An 18,662-nucleotide genomic window follows, 5' to 3' on the forward strand; every position below is an offset into this window, starting at 1 on the left:
CGAGCCGACGGTACGACCGCCTTCACGGATGGCGAAGCGCAGACCTTCTTCCATGGCGATCGGAGCGATCAGCTTCACGGTGATGCTGACGTTGTCGCCCGGCATGACCATTTCCTTGTCCTTCGGCAGCTCCACGGCACCGGTCACGTCCGTCGTGCGGAAGTAGAACTGGGGACGGTAGTTGTTGAAGAACGGGGTGTGGCGGCCGCCTTCTTCCTTGCTCAGCACGTAGATCTCAGCAGTGAAGTGCGTGTGCGGCTTGATCGTGCCCGGCTTGGCCAGCACCTGGCCGCGCTCGACGTCTTCACGCTTGGTGCCGCGCAGCAGGATGCCCACGTTGTCGCCAGCCTGACCTTGGTCCAGCAGCTTGCGGAACATTTCCACGCCCGTGACGGTGGTCTTCTGCAGATCGCGGATACCCACGATCTCGATTTCCTCGCCGACCTTGACGATGCCGCGCTCCACGCGACCCGTCACCACCGTGCCGCGGCCCGAGATCGAGAACACGTCTTCCACCGGCAGCAGGAACGCGCCGTCCACCGCGCGCTCAGGCGTGGGGATGTAGCTGTCCAGCGCGTCGGCCAGCGCCATGATCGCGCCTTCGCCCAGCTCGCCCTTGTCGCCTTCCAGCGCCAGCTTGGCCGAACCCTTGATGATCGGGGTGTCGTCGCCCGGGAAGTCGTACTTGCTCAGCAGCTCGCGGACTTCCATTTCCACCAGCTCCAGCAGCTCGGCGTCGTCCACCATGTCGCACTTGTTCAGGAAGACGATGATGTACTTCACGCCCACCTGACGCGCCAGCAGGATGTGCTCGCGGGTCTGGGGCATCGGGCCGTCAGCGGCCGAGCACACCAGGATCGCGCCGTCCATCTGCGCCGCGCCCGTGATCATGTTCTTCACGTAGTCGGCGTGCCCCGGGCAGTCCACGTGCGCGTAGTGACGGTTGGCCGTCTCGTACTCCACGTGCGCCGTGTTGATCGTGATGCCGCGCGCCTTTTCTTCAGGAGCCGCGTCGATCTGGTCGTAGGCCTTGGCTTCGCCGCCGAACTTGGAGGCCAGCACGGTCGCGATCGCGGCCGTCAGCGTCGTCTTGCCATGGTCAACGTGACCAATCGTGCCCACGTTCACGTGCGGCTTGGTACGTTCAAACTTGCCTTTTGCCATCTTGCGCTCCTGGCGATCAGATCAAGAAACGGGATAGAAGAGATTGGTGGTGCCCATGACGCGGATCGAACGCGTGACCTCTCCCTTACCAAGGGAGTGCTCTACCACTGAGCCACATGGGCATCGACACAGGATTGATGACCTTATCAGCAAACCTGTATCGATATCTCGACACGACACCTTCAGCTTCCGGTGGAGCGGGAAACGGGAATCGAACCCGTGTCATTAGCTTGGAAGGCTAAGGTTCTACCATTGAACTACTCCCGCCCGGGAGCTTGCCAATTCCAGCTGCCTGAACCGCGAAGCGTGTGACGATCACCCGCTTCGTTGCTCCTGCAATCTGTTCGCCTTGGTGGAGGAGGCTGGATTCGAACCAGCGTACGCGTTAGCGGGCAGATTTACAGTCTGCTGCCTTTAACCACTCGGCCACCCCTCCGAGGCGAGCCCACGACTATAGCAGCGTTCTTATTTGGCGCAAACACTTTTTGCTCGAGGAACCGTGGGCGTGCGATTGGCGAGTCGGCGCCTGGCGCAGCTCTCCTCATGACGCAGCGCCGCAGTCGACACGAACGCATCCCGGCGCACGCGCGTAGGCGCATGCATACGGACCACTAGTAATACCAATTTACGACCAAGTGGTCTCGTTCCAGCACTCGCCTCCGTCCCTCGCGCCAGCCCTCGCGGAAACCGCCAGACACCGCTGTCCATGCGGGTCGCGGCGGCGCTACAGCAGGGAAAACACGCCCCATTAACTGGTAGCAAAGTGGCGTTACCGACCGTTATAGTGGCATGGCATTGGTTGCATTGAGGTGTATTCGGGGGCGCCAGCAGCATGTCACTCAGCGGTCGGGTGTCGTGATTTCGGGTGCCAAGTCTTCATCAAGGCCAACAACTCCCAGGCCACTAGAGGAGCAGTTCATGAAGGTCAACAAGACCCCTATCGCGGCGGCGGTCACGCTGACGCTGCTGAGCGCGGCGTTCGCCGTGCAGGCGCAGGAACAGAAGAAGGACGACGGCACCCAGCTGGAACAGGTGGTGGTCACCGGCATCCGCGCGTCGCTGCAGTCGGCGGCCAACATCAAGAAGAACGCCAGCGCCGTCGTGGACGCCGTGAGCGCCGAGGACGTGGGCAAGCTCCCCGACTCCGACGTCGGCCAGGCGCTGGGCCGCATCCCCGGCATCTCGGTGGGCCGGGCGTTCGGCCAGGGCGCCTCGGTGTCGATCCGCGGCACCGACCCGCAGATGACGTACACCACGCTGAACGGCCAGACCGTCGCGTCCACCGGCTGGTACGACCAGATGGACATCGACCGCTCGTTCAACTATTCGCTGCTGCCCGCGGAAATGATCGGCGGGATGGAGGTCTACAAGTCCTCGCAGGCCAACCTGACCGAAGGCGGCATCGGCGGCACGGTGATCGTCAAGACCCGCAAGCCGCTGGACCTGAAGGCCAACACGGTCTTCGGCAGCGTGCGCTACGGCGACGGCACCATCAGCGATCCGGAGAAGGAAGTCTCCGGCCTGTACAGCTGGCGCAACGAGGGCCGCAGCCTGGGCGTGCTGGTCGCCGCCGGCCTGTCCAAGGGCGACTACATCCGCCGCGGGGTCGAGTCCGACAGCCGCTGGAACAGCGACGTGGCCCCCACCGCCTTCGTGCAGGAGCGCAAGCGCACCTCGTTCAACGTCGCCCTGCAGGCGCGTCCGGTCGAGGGCCTGGAAGTGGGGCTGAACCTGTTGAAGCTGAAGCTCAATGCCGACAGCTCCAACGCCAGCGACTACCTGATGCATGACCAGAATTGCGACAACCGCAATACCGCGGTCAAGTCGGACTTCAACCCGAACGGCATGTGCCTGCACAGCACGACCACGGCCGCCAACCCGCTGCCGCACAAGTTCTTCCAGGTCTGGGCGCGCGGCGCCAGCATGGACTCGGAAAGCGCGGTGGCCGACGCCCACTACACCCTGGGCAGCGCCAAGTTCGACCTCGTCGTCGGCACGACCAAGGCTGACGGCGGCACCTCGGCCACCACCAACTACCAGACCGCCGCCTTCGACGGCGCCGCCGGCCCCTTCACGCGACCGAACTGGCAGGGCACGATCGACGCCACCGGCAAGCAGATCAAGATCAATCCGAGCACCGACCAGTCCTGGGGCGTCGGCGCCCTGCCGGCGCAGATGTCGCCGGAAACTTGGGCCACCTCCGCCGGCCCCAACAAGGACAAGGAAAAGTTCGGCCAGCTCGACGCCACCTTCGACCTGGACTGGGGCGTCATCAACGCCTTCAAGACCGGCGTGCGCTTTGCCGACCACACCTTCGTGAAGCGCAGCTTCCGCCCGATCTGGAACACGACGATCACGCCGGTCGCCACCTCCGGCCTGTTCGACGGCTCGGTGAACGTCGGCGGCTGGACGGTGCCGCGCGCCAACATCGGCGCGATGCTGGACAACACCAACCGGAACATCGCCGGCTGGGTCGAGGACCGCTCCGGCTATGGCGAGCTGAACGAGAAGAACCGTTCGGTCTACGGCATGTTCGAGTTCGAGACCAAAGGCCTGCGCGGCAATTTCGGCGTGCGCTACATCTCCACCAAGGCCACCAGCACCGGCTACAAGTTCGACGGCGTGACCCCGCCCGACGAGTACGCCGGCAACCAGAACTGGGCGAAGACCACCACGTCGACCAAGTCGTCCTACAACGACGTGCTGCCGAGCCTCAACCTGGCCTTCGACCTGAACAGCAACCTGGTGCTGCGGGCCACCGCCTCGCAGGCCATCACGCGCCCGAACTTCGCCAACATGTTCGGCGTGACGGTGTCCGGCTACAACGACGACCGCGTCGGCAACGAGACCTGGACCATCGGCAACATCGGCCTCAAGCCGATGAAGTCGAGCCAGGCGGACATCGGCCTGGAGTACTACTACGGCCGCGGCAACATGATGTCGGCCACCTACTTCGTCAAGGACATCTCCAACTTCGTCGTCGCCAATGCCACGCCGAACCAGAAGGTCGGCCTGGTCGATCCCAAGTCCGGCGTCGACAACTGGACGGTGCAGAGCTTCCAGAACGCTGGCGGCGGCAAGATCCGCGGGGTGGAACTGCAGGCCAACCACGCCTTCGGCAACGGCTTCGGCGCGCAGGGCAACTACACCTTCACCGAAGGCACGGCGCCGGCCAGCAGCTACCTGGACCAGCTGAGCCTGTTCACCCAGTCCTCCAAGCACAACGTGAACCTGGTCGGCTACTACGAGAACGAGCAGTACTTCGCCCGCCTGGCCTACAACTGGCGCTCGAAGTACATGATCCGCGAAGGCGCGTTCTGGTACGGCAACCGCATGCACGATGCCTACGGCACGCTGGACGCCAGCGTGGGCTGGAACATCACCAAGAACCTGCGGCTGTCGTTCGAGGCGATCAACCTGACCAAGGAAGACGACGTCCAGTACGGCGCCGCGGCGGCCTCCAACACCGCCATCAAGGACCCGCTGCGCGCCGGCTTCCCGGCCTGGAGCTTCAAGGGCGAGACCACCTACAAGCTGGGCCTGAGCGCCAAGTTCTGACCGGCGCCGCGGCGTCACTTCGAAAGCCCGGCAGCCGCCGGGCTTTTTTCATTGCGCTGCGCCGCCGGGCGGGCAGCGCTCGCGCGCTAGAAGTCGTAGAACGTGGTGATGGTCAGGCGGCCCTGGCGCGGATCGCTGCTGAGCCCCAGCGCCGGGTTGACGATGGCCGAATGCAGCAGGCTGCCCCGGTAGGCCACCAGGCGGTTGAATCGCGCCGGCAGCATGCCCAGCAGCTCGAAGCAGTCGTCCGAGTCGCTGAAATAGCGCGGCGGCGCCGGGCAGCGCTCCATCTCCGCATAGATCAAGTCGCCGTAGCGTTCGCGCTGATCGGCGGTGATCTGCTGCAGGCCGCTGGCCTTGTGGCGGTAGAAGGCGGTGCCGCCATGGCGCTCGTCGCAGAGGTAGAGCATCACGGCCATGAAGTGCGGCGTGCTGGCATCGAAATGCGGCACCCGCTGCAGCGGTCCCAGGTCCTCGGGTGCCACCGTCGTCAGCGAGAAGGTGCACGGCGACTTGCGCAGCGGCAATTCTTCGGGAACGCCGAAGTTCAGCCGGATCAGCGGGTCAAGCAGCTCCGTCAGGCTTTCGGTATAGGCCGCGGGCGCCGGCGCGCGCAGCCCGGGATAGCCTTTGCGCTCGTCAGCGCCCGGGCAGCGCTCGAAGCGGGCCTGGCAGGCCGCCTCGACCAGGGCCTGCGGATGCGCGAGGAAATCGTCGATGACGACGACCGGGTGCTCGCCGACCCGCACCGAGCGGATGTCGGGCGGCATGCGAATGGCGAAGGTCTCCGGGCTCATGGAGCGGTATTGTGCGGGCGCAAAGCCCGCTCAGATCTTCCAGTACCAGCGGCGCCGGTCGAGCTCGCGCACGATGAGCCACCACACGCCCACGAAGGCCACCGCGAAGCCCAGCGACTGCGCATGCGGCCCGAGCCAGGCGCCCAGCCAGCCGAAGCCGTGCGCGTAGAGCGGGCGCATCCAGCCGAAGCCTTCGAGGAACACGGTGCACATCCACGCGCCGGCGTAGGCCGCGATCGCGTTGACGCCAAAGCTGCGGAACAGCGCGGGCGCGCCGAGCCGGTCGATCAGCGCGTGGGCGGCGAGCAGCACCAGCGCGGCCAGGCCGCCGGTCCACAACACGAAGGACGGCGTCCAGAGGTTCTTGTTGATCGGCATCAGGCCGATGGCATCGAGCGCGAAGCCCGTCGCCGCCGCGATGAGGCCGACGGCCGCGAGCTGCCTGAGGGCGCCGGCGCGCAGCGCCTCGCCGCAGCGCCAGCCCAGCAGCGTCGTGGCCAGCGCGCCCAGCGTCGCGACGATGCCCTCGGGGTCATGGCCCAGGCCGGTGGCCGCATCCCATTGGTACCCATGCGGACCGAGCAGCCAGGCATCGACGCGGCTGGCGATGTTGTCGGCCTTGTCGAGCGGACCGCCCCACAGCAGCAAGGCGCCGTATCCGGCGAGCAGGGCCGCGAGCCAGACGCGTTGACCGGCGGCGCGCCACTGGATCGCGATCAGGCCGGTGAAGGCGAAGCACAGGCCGATGCGCTGCAGCACGCCGGGAACGCGCAGTGCCGGCTTGTCCATCAGCCACCAGGCCAGCGCATGCAGCACCAGGCCCAGCGCCACGATGCGCAGTCCGCGCGTGATCACGGTGCCGCGCAAGGCCGCGCCACCGCCGGCCTCGATCCGCGCGCCCATGGCCAGCGACAGGGAGACGCCCACGATGAACAGGAAGAACGGGAACACCAGGTCGGTCGGCGTCCAGCCGTTCCACTCCGCGTGCTCCAGCGGCGCGTAGACATGGCCCCAGTCACCGGGGTTGTTGACCAGCAGCATCGCGGCGACGGCCAGGCCGCGCATCGCGTCGACGGACGCGATGCGTTTGGAAGGAGCGTTCATGGGAAGGCGGCGGGAAGGAGACTCAGAAATCGCAGCGGCTCTCGAGCGCCGGCTGCGCGGCCGGCACCTGATCCAGCCGGGCAATGCCGCCCGCGCGCCAGCGCTGCACCTGCGCCTCGACCTGCGCGGGACTCAGCACCGTGTCCTTCACATGGAAGACCCAGTCGACGTCCTGCTCGTACACGCGCGGCGGACCGCCGGCCGGGCCCTTCGGCAACGGACCTTCCGGCGAGAACCACAGGTTGAAGTTGATCGACATCGGCACCACCGGATAGTTGCGGCCGCCGTGCTCATCGACCTTGCGGCCATCGATGAACCAATGGGTGCGGCCGTCGGCCACCTGCATCACCAGCGTGTGCCAGTCGCGGCCGCGCTCGCCGAGCGGACCGAACTCCTCGTGCTGCTGATTGAAGGCCAGCCAGGGATCGAGGCGCACCGTCTGCCAGGTGATGCCGTAGATGCGCGTCTTGTCGCTGCCCCAGCCGCCGTTGGGCAGGTATTCCCAGTCCAGCTCGCTGAACTCGGGATCGAAGTCATGCTTCAGCGGGCTCACCGCGTAGAAGGTCTGGATCACCGGATCGCCATCGGCGCCGCTCACCGGCAGGTCGCTGAAGCGGATGCGCGCGGCATAGGTGCCGGCGAGGTACTTGCGCTGGTGGCACACCTGCACCTGCGCCGTGCCCGGGCCGGTGCCGTCGGTCGCGGCATGCAGCCGCAGCTTGCCGTCGACCAGGCTCAGGCCCTCGGGCGCCCAGCGGGCGCCGGGAATGCCTGGGTGACCCGGCGCGCCGCGGACCGTCCAGCCTTGCTTGAACAGCGCGGCCGTATCCGGGTAGTTGAAGTCGTCGAAGAAGTACTGCGGCTCGGCGGCATGAGCGCCGGCCGCCATCGACAGCGCCACGGCGCCGGCGGCGATCGCCTTCATGTCGCGTTCTCCACCGGCGCCGCGGCGGCCGCCGGTGCCTTCGGCGCCCGCCCGGGCATGCGCACGAACAGCAGCAGGATCAGCGCCGGCGCGCCGCAGGCGATGGTCCACAGGAAGAAGCGCTCGTAGCCCATCGCGAGCTGGATGTCGCCGCTGATCGTCTTCGAGAAGATGAAGCCCAGCTGCATCACGCCCGAACCCAGCGCGTAGTGCGCCGTCTGGTACTTGCCCGGCGCGACGGCCTGCATGATGAACAGGATCATCCCGACGAAGCCGAAGCCGTAGCCCAGCATCTCCACCGCGACGGCGAAGCCGACATGCCAGAGATCCGCCGGCATCGTGACGGCCAGGTAGTAGAAGGTCGCGTTGGGCACCGCCATCGCCACGATCAGGAAGGGCATCGCGCGGCGCAGGCTCATCCAGCTGGTGAAGTAGCCGCCGGCGATGCTGCCCAGCAGGAAGGCCGCCGTGCCCACCGTGCCGTAGATGCCGCCCACCTGCTCGGTGGTCAGGCCCAGGCCGCCCTTGTCGCGCGCCTCGATCAGGAACAGCGGACCGATCGTCTGCACCTGCCCCTCGGCGAAGCGGAACATCACGATGAACAGGATCATCAGCCAGATGCCCGGCTTGCTGAGGAAGTCCGCGATGACCTCGCGCAGCGTGCGCCACACCCCCGCGGCGGTGAGATCGCCATGATCGGTGTTGAGCGCGCCGGGCAGCGCGTAGGCGTTGTAGCTGGCCAGCACGAACAGCAGCACCGCCAGCAGCGCGAAGATCACCGACCACGCGTTCATGACGCCGATGCCGCGCTCCAGGTGGCCGGCCAGCACCAGCAGGCCGCCCAGCGTCAGGAACTTCGACGCGTTGAAGAACGCGCCCTGCCAGCCGGCATAGGCCGCCTGCTGCTTGTCGTCGAGCGCCGCCATGTACAGGCCGTCGCAGGCGATGTCGTGCGTGGCCGACGCGTAGGCGAGCAGGAACAGCACCGCGATGCTGGCCGCGAACCACATCGGCAGCTGCAGCGCCACCGCCATCAGCGCCAGGCCCGCGGCGCCGGTGAACTGCCCCGCCACGACGATCAGCTTCTTGCTGCGCGCCAGCTCCAGGAACGGGCTCCACAGCGGCTTGAATGCCCAGGCCAGCCCCAGCAGGCCGGTCCAGCGCGCGATCTGGTCATTGGCCACGCCCATGTTCTTGAACATCAGGCCAGCGATCAGCATGACGACGAAGAACTGCATGCCCTGCACGAAGTACAGGCTGGAGACCCAGCGGATCGGCGATCGCGGGGGCGGGGAAGCGGTGTGCGGCTGGCTCATGTCGGGGCCCTCGGATCAATGCGGCGTCACGGCGGCGTCACGGCGGCGGCCGTGCGCTCAGTTCAGCGTCACCGGCGACTGGCCGCCGGCCACGCCGTGGCCCTGCAGCCACGCGCCCAGCGCGCCCAGCGCGCCGTCGGCGTAGCCCCAGCTGATCACCGTCGGCGCGTCGACGTCGAGCGCCTGGAACGGATTCCACAGCACCAGGTGCAGGTCGGGCGTCCAGGCGCGGGCGTTGTCGCCATAGCGCGCCCGATGCGTCGAGGCCACGATGGTGAAGCGGCCATCGCGCGGCACCGAGGCCCAGTCCAGCGCGGCGATGTCGGCCAGCGAGACGAACTCGACGTCCGCGTGGCCGTCGAAGAGCGCCCTCACCTGCGCGCCGGTCGGTCCGGCCTCGGACACGCCGTCGGTGGGCACCTCGTCCTGCACCAGCACGCGGATCGGCCGGTCGATCGCCGGCGGCGCCGCGCCGCGCAGCGCGCTCAGGCCCGCCGCCCAGGCGGCGCGCATCAGCGCGTCATCGGCGTCGCGGCGCGCGCCCTGGTAGTCGTCGAAGCGGACCGGGAAGTCGCGCGCCAGCTTGTCCAGCCGCGCCTGCGCCTGCCGGCCCCGCGCGGCGCTCAGCTCGCCGCGCGCGAGCGCGTCCTGCAGCGCATGGATGGCCTGCGCCTGCTCGTCCAGCGAGCCCTGCGCCAGGATCATGTCGGCGCCGGCATTGATGGCCAGCACCGCCGCCTTCGCATAGCCGTAGCGCTCGGCGATGGCCTTCATCATCAGCGCGTCGGTGATGACGACGCCGTCGTAGCCGTACTCGTCGCGCAGGATGCCGCCGAGCAGCGTCTTCGAGAGCGTCGCCGGGTAGCGCGGATCGATCTTCGGATAGACGATGTGCGCCGTCATGATCGACGGCGCCGCGTCGCGCAGCGCCTTGAAGGGCTTGAGCTCGAGCGCGTCGAGCTCGGCGCGCGACTTGTCGACGGTCGGCAGGTCCAGGTGCGAATCGACATGCGTGTCGCCATGTCCCGGGAAGTGCTTGATGCAGCAGGCCACGCCCGCGTCCATCGAACCCTTCATCCACGCGCCGGCCAAGCGCGTGACGAGGTCGGCCGTCTCGCCGAAGCTGCGCTCGGCGATGACCGGATTGGCGGCGTTGTTGTTGATGTCGGTGACCGGCGCGAAGTTCCAGTTGATGCCGATGCCGCGCAGCCCGCGCGCCACCGCGGCGCCGACCTGCTCGGCCAGCGCCTCGCCGCCGGCCGCGCCCAGCGCCATCGCCGACGGCGGCTGCGGCAGGAAGGTCGCGCGCACGACGGAGCCGCCCTCCTGGTCGAGGCCGATCAGGGCGTCGGGGCCCATGGTCTCGCGCAGGTCGCGTGTCAGCCGGCGGACCTCGGCCTCGGTGCCCAGGTTCTTGCGGAACAGGCAGACCGCGCGGATCCGGTTGTCGCGCAGGAAGGCGGCGGTGGCCGCATCCAGGGTCTTGCCCTGGATGTCCACCATCACCAGCCGGCCCGGATGGAATGCTGTCTCGCTCATGTCGTTCTCTTGCTGCCGGGAATCAATGCGTCTTCGTGACCTTGGCCAGATGGCGCGGCTGGTCGGGGTTCAGGCCCCGCGCCTGCGCGAGCGCCTCCACCATCGGATAGAAGCTCTGCACCGCGGCGATCGGATCCAGGTCCTCGTTGCCGGTGCAGCTCAGCGGCAGCTCGGCGCCCGGCGTGCCTTCCGGCGCCGCCAGCAGCACGCGCGCGCCGCGGCCGCGCATTTCCTCGGCCAGCGCGAGCAGGCCCGCCTGCGCCGGACCGCGCGGCGCGAAGACCAGCAGCGGATAGCCCTCGTCGACCAGCGCCATCGGGCCGTGCTTGACTTCCGCGCCGGAGAAGGCCTCGGCCTGGATGCCGCAGGTCTCCTTGAACTTGAGCGCCGCCTCGAGCGCGATCGGCAGCGAGGTGCCGCGCCCGATGACGAACAGCTTGTCGGCGTCCTTCAGCGCGTCGACGGCCACGTCCCAGCGCTGGCGCGCGGCCTGCTCCATGGCCCGCGGCAGCGATTGCAGCGCGGCGGACAGGTCCTCGTCGCCCTGCCAGGCCGCGACGACGCGCGCGCCGGCGACCAGCTGCGCGATGTAGCTCTTGGTCGCGGCGACGCTCTGTTCGACGCCCGCGTGCAGCGGGAAGACGTGCTCGGCGGCGGCGGCCAGCGGCGAGCCCTCGGCATTGACGAAGGCGACCGTGCGCGCGCCATTGGCGCGGAAGTACTGCGTCGGCGAGACCAGGTCCGGGCTCTGGCCCGATTGCGAGAAGGCCAGCGACAGCAGGCCCTTGCTCTCGATGCGGCTCTGGTAGAGCGTGATCAGCGACATCGGCAGCGAGGTCACCAGCCGGCCCAGGCGCGCCATGACCAGGTAGGCCAGGTAGTTGGACGCATGGTCCGAACTGCCGCGCGCGATCGTCAGCAGCGAGGCCGGCGGCTGCTCGCGCAGCGCGTCGCCAAGCGCCGCGTAGGCGCCCTGATCGGAGGCCATCTGACGGGCCACCACCTGCGGCGCGCTCAGCGCCTCTTCCAGCATTCGCGAGGTCATATCGATTCCCCTTCCACGACCACGCGTTGCAACTGCAAGCCACGGTCCATCACCACGAAGTCCGCCCAGGCGCCCGGGGCCAGCCGGCCCCGGTCGTCCAGACCCAAGTAATCGGCCGCGTGCGTCGAGACGCGCCGCGACGCGTCCTCGACCGGCAGGCCCAGTTTCAGCACCAGGTTGCGCAGCGCCTGGTCCATGGTCAGCGTCGACCCGGCCAGCGTGCCGTCGGGCAGGCGCACGCCGCCCAGGCACTTGGTGACGCGGTGGCGGCCCAGGCTGTACTCGCCATCGGGCATGCCGGCCGCCGCCGTCGAATCGGTGACGCAGAACAGGCGCGGGATGCTGCGCAGCGCGACGCGGATCGCGCCGGGATGCACGTGCAGCAGGTCCGGGATGATCTCGGCGTACTGCGCATGCGCCAGCGCGGCGCCCACCATGCCCGGCTCGCGGTGGTGCAGCCCGGTCATCGCGTTGAACAGATGAGTGAAGCCGCCGGCGCCGCGGCCCAGCGCGGCCACGCCGTCCTCGTAGGTGCCCAGCGTGTGGCCGATCTGGACCTGGAAGCCGGCCTCGCGCAGCGGCGGGACGAGGTCCAGGTTGCCGGGCAGTTCCGGCGCCAGCGTGATCAGGCGGATCGGCGCGATCGCGTGCAGCTCGCGGATCTCGCCGATCGACGCGGCCTTGGCGAAGTCGGGCTGCGCGCCGAGCTTGCCGGGATTGATGTAAGGGCCCTCGAGGTGCACGCCCAGCACGCGGGCGCCGCCGGCGGGCCGCTCGGCGCAGGTCGGCGCGAGCGCGCGCATCGCATGGCGGATCTCGTCCAGCGGCGCGGTCATCGTCGTGGCCAGCAGCGAGGTGGTGCCGTGCTTCGCATGCAGCGCCGCGAGCCGCGCGGCGGCCGCGCCGCCTTCCATCGTGTCGTGGCCGGCGCCGCCGTGGACATGGGTGTCGATGAACCCGGGCAGCACGAGGGGCAGGTCTTGCGCGCCGTGGCGCGCCTCGTGCTCGGAGACCGCGCTCCCGTCGATGCGGGTCACGCGTCCGTCTTGATGTTCCAGCACACCGCGGAGGAAACCGCTCGGTGTCAGTATGAATCCGTCGATGTGCTGGGCCGTCATCCGTCTCGCCTCATCTCCGCGACGAAGTCGTAGTAGTCGCTGCGGCAGTAGGAATGGGTCAGCTCGACGGCTTGACCCTGGTCCAGATAGCCCACCCGCGTGATGAACAGCACCGCCTGGCCCACCGGAACTTCCAGCAGGCCGGCCAGCCGCGAATCCGCGTTGATGGCTCGAATGTGTTGCAGCGCGCGCACCGGCGCGCCGCCATGCCGGGCGAGGTGCTCGTAGAGCGAGGACTCGACCTTCTGCGGCTCGGGCAGCACGGCCTCGGGCAGCACGGACAGCTCATAGGCCATGACCACGGCATCGGCCAGGCGCAGGCGCTCCAGGCGCGCGACGCGCTGGCCGGTCGTCAGACCCAGCGACAGCTGCTCGTCCGGCGCGGCCATGGCGAAGCCGCGGGTCAGCCAGCGGCTGCTGGGCTTGAAGCCGCGCTGATGCAGTTCTTCGGAGAAGCTGGTCAGGCGCGACAGCGGCTGCTCGAGCTTGGGCGCGATGTAGTTGCCGGAGCCGCGCTTGCGCACGATCAGCCCCTGCTCGACGAGCCGGTCGATGGCCTTGCGCGCGGTGACGCGCGAGAGGTCCAGCGATTCGGAGAGCACGCGTTCCGACGGGAGGGCTTCGTCGGCCTGGTACTGGCCTTCGCGGATCGCCTGCGCCAGCTTGTGGGCCAGCTGCATGTACAGCGGCGAGGCGGCGGCGGAGTCGGGCTTGAACTGGAAGGGCAGCTTGGTGCTCATCGGGCGTCTCTTCTTCTCAACGTGTTTCGGAGAGAGCGCCGCGGACCAGCCGCAGCGCGCCGTCGGCCGAGTCGCCTTGAGGCGACACGCAACGGGCCCGAATGTTGCCTGAGAAAAGCGCGGCGAGCCGCTGCGCCACGCTGCCCGCCAGCGAGAGCGGCAGCTGCTGCGAAGGGTCCAGCGCGAGCGCGAGCTGCTCCAGTTCCGCGACCGCCTGCGCGACGAGCGCGTGCGCGGCCGGATCGGTGTCGGCGTGCTCGAACACGAGGGGCGCCAGCTGCGCGTAGGCATGCTGGCCGGCCTGGGCGACCCAGGCGTTGACGGCGTCGCGGTCCTGGTCATGGGCGCAGCCGGCGGCCGCCCACACGGCGCGGGCCAGCGGGCCGGGCCCGGCGCGGCCGTCCATGGCCTTCTGCGCGACGCGCATCGCCTGGATGCCGAGCCACGCGCCGCTGCCTTCATCGCCGCCGATCCAGCCCCAGCCGCTGACGCAGACCAGCGCGCCATCGGCGCGCAGCGCCTCGCCCACCGTGCCGGTGCCGGCCGCGATCACGCCGCCCGGACGGCCCGCATGGGCGCCGATGACGGACGTGGTGCCGTCGTTCACGAGTTCGATGTGGGCGTAGCCGGGCTGCTGCGCGACGAAGGCCTGCGCCTGCGCGGCCACGCCGGCACCGGACAGGCCCAGGCCGATCGCGGTGTCGCCGAGCGGCAGCCGTTCGATGCCGGCCTTGGCGGCGGCCTCCTGGACCGCCATCTGGATGTGGCGCCAGGCCTGGGCGATGCCCTGCCCCAGCGCGGACGGGCCCGCCCATCCCTGGCCAAGCAGGCGTCCGTGGACATCGCTCAGCCGGACCCGAGTGCCGGTGCCGCCGCCATCCACCCCCACCAGGAAGCGAACGGCCGCGAACTGCGGCTGCAAGGGCGCGGACCAGGCGTCCGCCAGGGTGTGGCTCGTCATGATTAATACCAGTTTAGTACCAAAAAACGCGAAGCGTCAATTGGTAGTGCACTGGACTTAACCCTGATGCATGGATCGCTCCGCTAGGGGCTCGCGGATGATAACCACCAACGTACCAGTGATGGCAGCGTCGTGGAATCGGGAGCAGCGCGCACTGGTGGCCTGCGTCCTGCGCGGTACCGTCAGTCCAGCGACCACTCGAAGTCGACGCCCTTGCCCTTGAGCCAGTCGCGCGCGGTCGAGAAGTGCCCGCTGCCGATGAAGGGCGCCGGGCCCCGCGTCGCGGAGAGCGGCGACGGGTGATTGGCCTGCAGCACCAGGTGGCCGCGGCCGGCCGCCTCGACGAGCGGCGCCTTCGCCTGCGCGTGCGCACCCCACAGCAGGAAGACCTTCGGCGCCGGGTCCTTCGCCGCCGCGGCGATGAGCGCGTCGGTCAGCGATTCCCAGCCCTTCTTCGCGTGCGAGGCAGCCGCGCCATCCTCGACGGTCAGGCTGGTGTTGAGCATCAGCACGCCGCGCCGCGCCCATGCCGACAGGTGGCCCGACATCGCCGGCTGCTGGCCCAGGTCGCGCAGCAGTTCCTTGAAGATGTTGCGCAGCGACGGCGGCAGCTTCTGCCCCGCCGGCACCGAGAACGCGAGGCCCTCGGCCTGCCCCGGCCCGTGGTACGGGTCCTGGCCGACGATGACGACGCGCACGCCCGTCAGCGGCGTCAACCGCAGCGCGCGCAGCGGGTCGGCGGGATAGATCGCCGCGCCGGCGGCCAGGCGCTCGCGCAGCAGCGCCTCGATGCGCTGGCCATCGGCGCTCGCGCGCCAGGCGTCGACCAGCGGCTGCCAGCCGTCGCCGACCTGCCAATCGATGGTGTTCAGCGTCGCCGGCATCAGCCGAACAGCGCCGCCAGCGCCGCGCCCGGATCGGGCGCGCGCATGAAGGCCTCGCCGACGAGGAAGGCGTTCACCTGCGCCTGGCGCATGCGGGCCACGTCGCCGGGGCCGAGGATGCCCGACTCGGTCACCAGCAGCCGGTCCGCCGGCACCTGCTTCAGCAGACCCAGCGTCGTGTCCAGCGTGACCTCGAAGGTCTTCAGGTTGCGGTTGTTGATGCCGACCATCGGCGTCTTCAGGCGCAGCGCGCGCTCGAGTTCGTCGCCGCCATGCACCTCGACCAGCACGTCCAGGCCCAGGCCCAGCGCGCAGTCCTCGAGCTCGGCCATCTGCCCGTCGTCCAGGCTCGCCACGATCAGCAGGATGCAGTCGGCGCCCATCGCGCGCGCTTCGTAGACCTGGTACGGATCGATCATGAAGTCCTTGCGCAGCACCGGCAGCGCGCAGGCGGCGCGCGCCTGCTTCAGGTACTCGACCGAGCCCTGGAAATGCGGCGCGTCGGTCAGCACGCTCAGACAGGCGGCGCCGTGCTGCTCGTAGCTGCGGGCGATGTCGGCGGGACGGAAGTCCTCGCGCAGCACGCCCTTGCTCGGGCTGGCCTTCTTCACTTCGGCGATGACGCCGCTGCGGCCGGCGGCGATCTTCGCGCGCAGCGCGTTCACGAAGCCGCGCGTGGGCTCGGCGCGCGATTCGGCCTCGGCGCGCAGCGCGGCCAGCGGCACCTTCGCCTGCGCCGCGGCGACCTCGTCGCGCTTGACGGCGTTGATGCGATCCAGGATGTCAGACATGCGGTTTCCTCTGCGTTTGCGGCCTAGGCGTGCGCGGCGGCCTGCTTCTGCGTCTCGGCGACGAACTGGTCGAGCTTGGCCCTTGCCGCGCCGGATTCGATCGCCACGCGCGCCTTCGCGACGCCGTCGGCGATGGACTCGACGACATTGGCCGCGTACAGCGTCGCGCCGGCGTTCAGCAGCACGATGTCGCGCGCCGGGCCGGGCTCGTTGCCGAGCACGGCCAGCAGGATCTGCCGGCTCTCCTCCGGACCGCCGACGCGCAGGTTGCGGCTCGCCACCATCGGCATGCCGAAGTCCTCGGGGTGGATCTCGTACTCGCGGATCTCGCCGTTCTTGAGCTCGCCGACCATCGTCGCCGCGCCCAGCGAGATCTCGTCCATCCCGTCCTTGCCGTAGACGACCACCGCGTGCGCCGCGCCCAGGCGCTGCATCACGCGCACCTGGATGCCCACCAGGTCCGGATGGAACACGCCCATCAGGATGTTGGGCGCGCCGGCCGGGTTGGTCAGCGGGCCCAGGATGTTGAAGATCGTGCGCACGCCCAGCTCCTTGCGCACCGGTGCGATGTTCTTCATCGCCGGGTGGTGGTTGGGCGCGAACATGAAGCCGATGCCGGCCGCCTCGACGCAGCGCGCCACCGCCTGCGGCGGCAGCGACAGCGTCACGCCGAGGGCCTCCAGCACGTCGGCGCTGCCGGTCTTGGACGAGACGCTGCGGTTGCCGTGCTTGGCGACCTGCGCGCCCGCCGCCGCGGCGACGAACATCGAGCAGGTCGAGATGTTGAAGGTGTGCGCGCCGTCTCCGCCGGTGCCCACGACATCGACCAGATGCGGCCCCGGCTCGATCGGCACCTTGACGGAGAACTCGCGCATCACCTGCGCGGCGGCGGTGATCTCGCCGATGGTCTCCTTCTTGACGCGCAGGCCGATCAGGATCGCCGCCGCGGTCACCGGCGAGATGTCGCCGCTCATGATGCGGCGCATCAGCGCCAGCATCTCGTCGTGGAAGATCTCGCGGTGCTCGATGACGCGGGTCAGCGCTTCGTTGTCGGTGATGGGCATGTCGATCTCCGCTCAGGCATTGAAGAAGCGCCGCGTCGCCGCGATCGCGCGGTCGACGCCCGCGGCGTCCACGTCGAGGTGGGCGACGAAGCGCAGCTTGTACAGCCCGGTCGCCAGCACGCCTTCGGTCTTGAGGTGCGCCACCAGCGCCGCGGCGATGTCCTTGTCCACGTCGCAGAACACGATGTTGGTCTGCGGCGCCTCGACCGTCAGGCCGGGGAGCCCCCGCAGGCCGTCGGCCAGCCGCCGCGCCAGCGCGTGGTCCTCGGCCAGGCGCGTCACGTGATGGTCGAGCGCATGATGCGCCGCCGCCGCGAGCACGCCCGCCTGGCGCATGCCGCCGCCAAGCATCTTGCGCCAGCGGTGCGCGCGCTGGATCAGCTCGCGCGAGCCGCACAGCACCGAGCCGGCCGGCGCGCCCAGTCCCTTCGAGAAGCACACCGACACGCTGTCGAAATGCCCGCTGATGCGCCGGGCCGCGGCATAGGGATCGCCGCCTTGCGCGGCGGCCACCGCCACCGCCGCGTTGAACAGCCGCGCGCCGTCGAGGTGGCGCGCCAGGCCATGCTTCGTCGCCAGCGCCGACGCGGCGGCCAGGTAGTCCATCGGCAGCACCTTGCCGCCGATCGTGTTCTCGAGCGCCAGCAGCCGCGTGCGCGCGAAGTGGGCGTCGTCGGGCTTGATGCTGGCCTCGATGTCGGCGAGCGGCAGCGAGCCGTCCGGCGCGTGGTTCAGCGGCTGCGGCTGGATCGAGCCCAGCACCGCCGCGCCGCCGCCTTCCCAGCGGTAGGTGTGCGCGAACTGGCCCACGATGTATTCGTCGCCGCGCTGGCAATGCGACATCAGCGCCGCGAGGTTGCTCTGCGTGCCGGTCGGCATGAACAGCGCGGCCTCGAAGCCGAGCCGTTCCGCCAGCGCCGCCTGCAGCGCGTTGACGCTGGGGTCGTCGCCGAACACGTCGTCGCCCAGCGGCGCCGCGGCCATCGCGGCGCGCATGCCGGCGGTGGGCTGGGTGACGGTGTCGCTGCGCAGGTCGACGACCTGGCCCTTCATGCCTGCATTCATCGCGCCAACTCCAGGAAGTTCCGCAGCATCGCGTGGCCATGCTCGGAGAGGATGGATTCGGGGTGGAACTGCACGCCTTCCAGCGGCGTCGCGGTGCCGGCCAGCGCGCGGTGGCGCACGCCCATGATCTCGCCGTCGTCGGTGCGGGCGCTGATCTCCAGCTCGGCGGGCAGCGTCGCCTCCTCGATCGCGAGCGAGTGGTAGCGGATCACGTCGAAGCGCTCCGGCAGCCCGCTGAACACGCCTTGCGTGTCGGTCGCGATGGTCGAGGACTTGCCATGCATCTGCACCTTCGCGCGGACGATATTCCCGCCCAGCGCGGCGCCGATGCTCTGGTGCCCCAGGCACACACCCAGGATCGGCAGCTGGCCGATGAAGCGCTGGATCGCCGGCACGCAGACGCCGGCTTCCTTCGGCGTGCAGGGGCCGGGCGAGAGCACCAGGTGGGTGGGCTTGAGCGCGGCGATCCCGTCCAGCGTGATCTGGTCGTTGCGCACCGTCTTCACGTCGGCGCCGAGCTCGGCGAAGTACTGCACCAGGTTGAAGGTGAAGCTGTCGTAGTTGTCGATCATCAGCAGCATGTCGTTCTCC

General features: G+C 69.2%; 15 protein-coding genes, 3 tRNA genes and 1 pseudogene. 1 reads left to right on the forward strand and 18 read right to left on the reverse strand.

What is annotated here, in order from left to right; genetic code table 11:
- The 4 genes and pseudogenes from tuf to ACEN96_RS00020 form a co-directional block, all read right to left on the reverse strand.
- Positions 1-1,164 (reverse strand): annotated as a pseudogene (gene tuf, locus ACEN96_RS00005) (elongation factor Tu); the annotation flags it as partial.
- A gap of 47 nt (positions 1,165-1,211) precedes the next feature.
- Positions 1,212-1,286: transfer RNA gene (locus ACEN96_RS00010), tRNA-Thr, on the reverse strand.
- Positions 1,287-1,357: 71 nt separating this feature from the next.
- Positions 1,358-1,431: transfer RNA gene (locus tag ACEN96_RS00015), tRNA-Gly, on the reverse strand.
- An 83-nt stretch (positions 1,432-1,514) separates the two neighbouring features.
- Positions 1,515-1,600, reverse strand: a tRNA-Tyr gene (locus ACEN96_RS00020).
- A gap of 482 nt (positions 1,601-2,082) precedes the next feature.
- Between ACEN96_RS00020 and ACEN96_RS00025 the strand changes: the two genes are divergently transcribed.
- Positions 2,083-4,722, forward strand: a complete 2,640-nt coding sequence (locus ACEN96_RS00025; protein WP_495586010.1) for a TonB-dependent receptor — start codon at positions 2,083-2,085, stop codon at positions 4,720-4,722.
- A gap of 86 nt (positions 4,723-4,808) precedes the next feature.
- Here the strand turns inward: ACEN96_RS00025 and ACEN96_RS00030 are convergent, their stop codons facing one another.
- From ACEN96_RS00030 to ACEN96_RS00095, 14 genes are all read right to left on the reverse strand, one after another.
- Positions 4,809-5,519, reverse strand: a complete 711-nt coding sequence (locus ACEN96_RS00030) for a DUF6445 family protein (RefSeq protein ID WP_495586011.1) — start codon at positions 5,517-5,519, stop codon at positions 4,809-4,811.
- 30 nt (positions 5,520-5,549) lie between these two features.
- Positions 5,550-6,623 carry an acyltransferase family protein gene (locus ACEN96_RS00035; RefSeq protein WP_495586012.1) on the reverse strand — a complete coding sequence of 358 codons (1,074 nt, stop codon included), beginning with the start codon at positions 6,621-6,623 and terminating at the stop codon, positions 5,550-5,552.
- Positions 6,624-6,645: 22 nt separating this feature from the next.
- Complete coding sequence (locus ACEN96_RS00040; protein WP_495586013.1) at positions 6,646-7,548, reverse strand: glycoside hydrolase family 16 protein; 903 nt, start codon at positions 7,546-7,548, stop codon at positions 6,646-6,648.
- Positions 7,545-8,864, reverse strand: coding sequence for an MFS transporter (locus ACEN96_RS00045; RefSeq protein ID WP_495586014.1), 1,320 nt, complete (start codon positions 8,862-8,864; stop codon positions 7,545-7,547). The genes ACEN96_RS00040 and ACEN96_RS00045 overlap by 4 nt, the downstream gene beginning before the upstream one ends.
- A 57-nt stretch (positions 8,865-8,921) precedes the next feature.
- A complete protein-coding gene (gene nagZ, locus ACEN96_RS00050; protein WP_495586015.1) occupies positions 8,922-10,403 on the reverse strand; it encodes a beta-N-acetylhexosaminidase in 1,482 nt (493 codons plus the stop codon).
- A 22-nt stretch (positions 10,404-10,425) separates the two neighbouring features.
- A complete protein-coding gene (locus tag ACEN96_RS00055) occupies positions 10,426-11,448 on the reverse strand; it encodes an SIS domain-containing protein (protein WP_495586016.1) in 1,023 nt (340 codons plus the stop codon).
- Positions 11,445-12,566 (reverse strand): N-acetylglucosamine-6-phosphate deacetylase, encoded by a 1,122-nt coding sequence (gene nagA, locus ACEN96_RS00060; protein WP_495586017.1) that lies wholly within the window; start codon positions 12,564-12,566, stop codon positions 11,445-11,447. Before nagA ends, ACEN96_RS00055 begins: the two co-directional genes overlap by 4 nt.
- The gene (locus tag ACEN96_RS00065; protein ID WP_343635936.1) at positions 12,563-13,306 is read right to left on the reverse strand and encodes a GntR family transcriptional regulator; all 744 of its coding nucleotides are present in this window, start codon (positions 13,304-13,306) and stop codon (positions 12,563-12,565) included. Before ACEN96_RS00065 ends, nagA begins: the two co-directional genes overlap by 4 nt.
- 16 nt (positions 13,307-13,322) lie before the next feature.
- Positions 13,323-14,267: a glucosamine kinase nucleotide-binding domain-containing protein gene (locus ACEN96_RS00070; RefSeq protein WP_495586018.1), complete on the reverse strand. Its 945-nt coding sequence runs from the start codon at positions 14,265-14,267 to the stop codon at positions 13,323-13,325.
- Between the two features lie 182 nt (positions 14,268-14,449).
- Entirely contained in the window at positions 14,450-15,151 is a 702-nt protein-coding gene (locus tag ACEN96_RS00075) for a uracil-DNA glycosylase (protein ID WP_495586019.1), read from the reverse strand.
- Entirely contained in the window at positions 15,151-15,942 is a 792-nt protein-coding gene (gene trpC, locus ACEN96_RS00080) for an indole-3-glycerol phosphate synthase TrpC (protein ID WP_495586020.1), read from the reverse strand. The genes ACEN96_RS00075 and trpC overlap by 1 nt, the downstream gene beginning before the upstream one ends.
- Before the next feature lie 23 nt (positions 15,943-15,965).
- A complete protein-coding gene (gene trpD, locus ACEN96_RS00085) occupies positions 15,966-17,006 on the reverse strand; it encodes an anthranilate phosphoribosyltransferase (protein WP_495586021.1) in 1,041 nt (346 codons plus the stop codon).
- Positions 17,007-17,018: 12 nt separating this feature from the next.
- Positions 17,019-18,071 (reverse strand): low-specificity L-threonine aldolase, encoded by a 1,053-nt coding sequence (ltaE, locus tag ACEN96_RS00090; RefSeq protein ID WP_495586022.1) that lies wholly within the window; start codon positions 18,069-18,071, stop codon positions 17,019-17,021.
- A complete protein-coding gene (locus ACEN96_RS00095) occupies positions 18,068-18,652 on the reverse strand; it encodes an anthranilate synthase component II (protein WP_495586023.1) in 585 nt (194 codons plus the stop codon). The genes ltaE and ACEN96_RS00095 overlap by 4 nt, the downstream gene beginning before the upstream one ends.
- Positions 18,653-18,662: the final 10 nt, after the last annotated feature.

The organism is Roseateles sp. Mitsp63, from assembly GCF_059491535.1.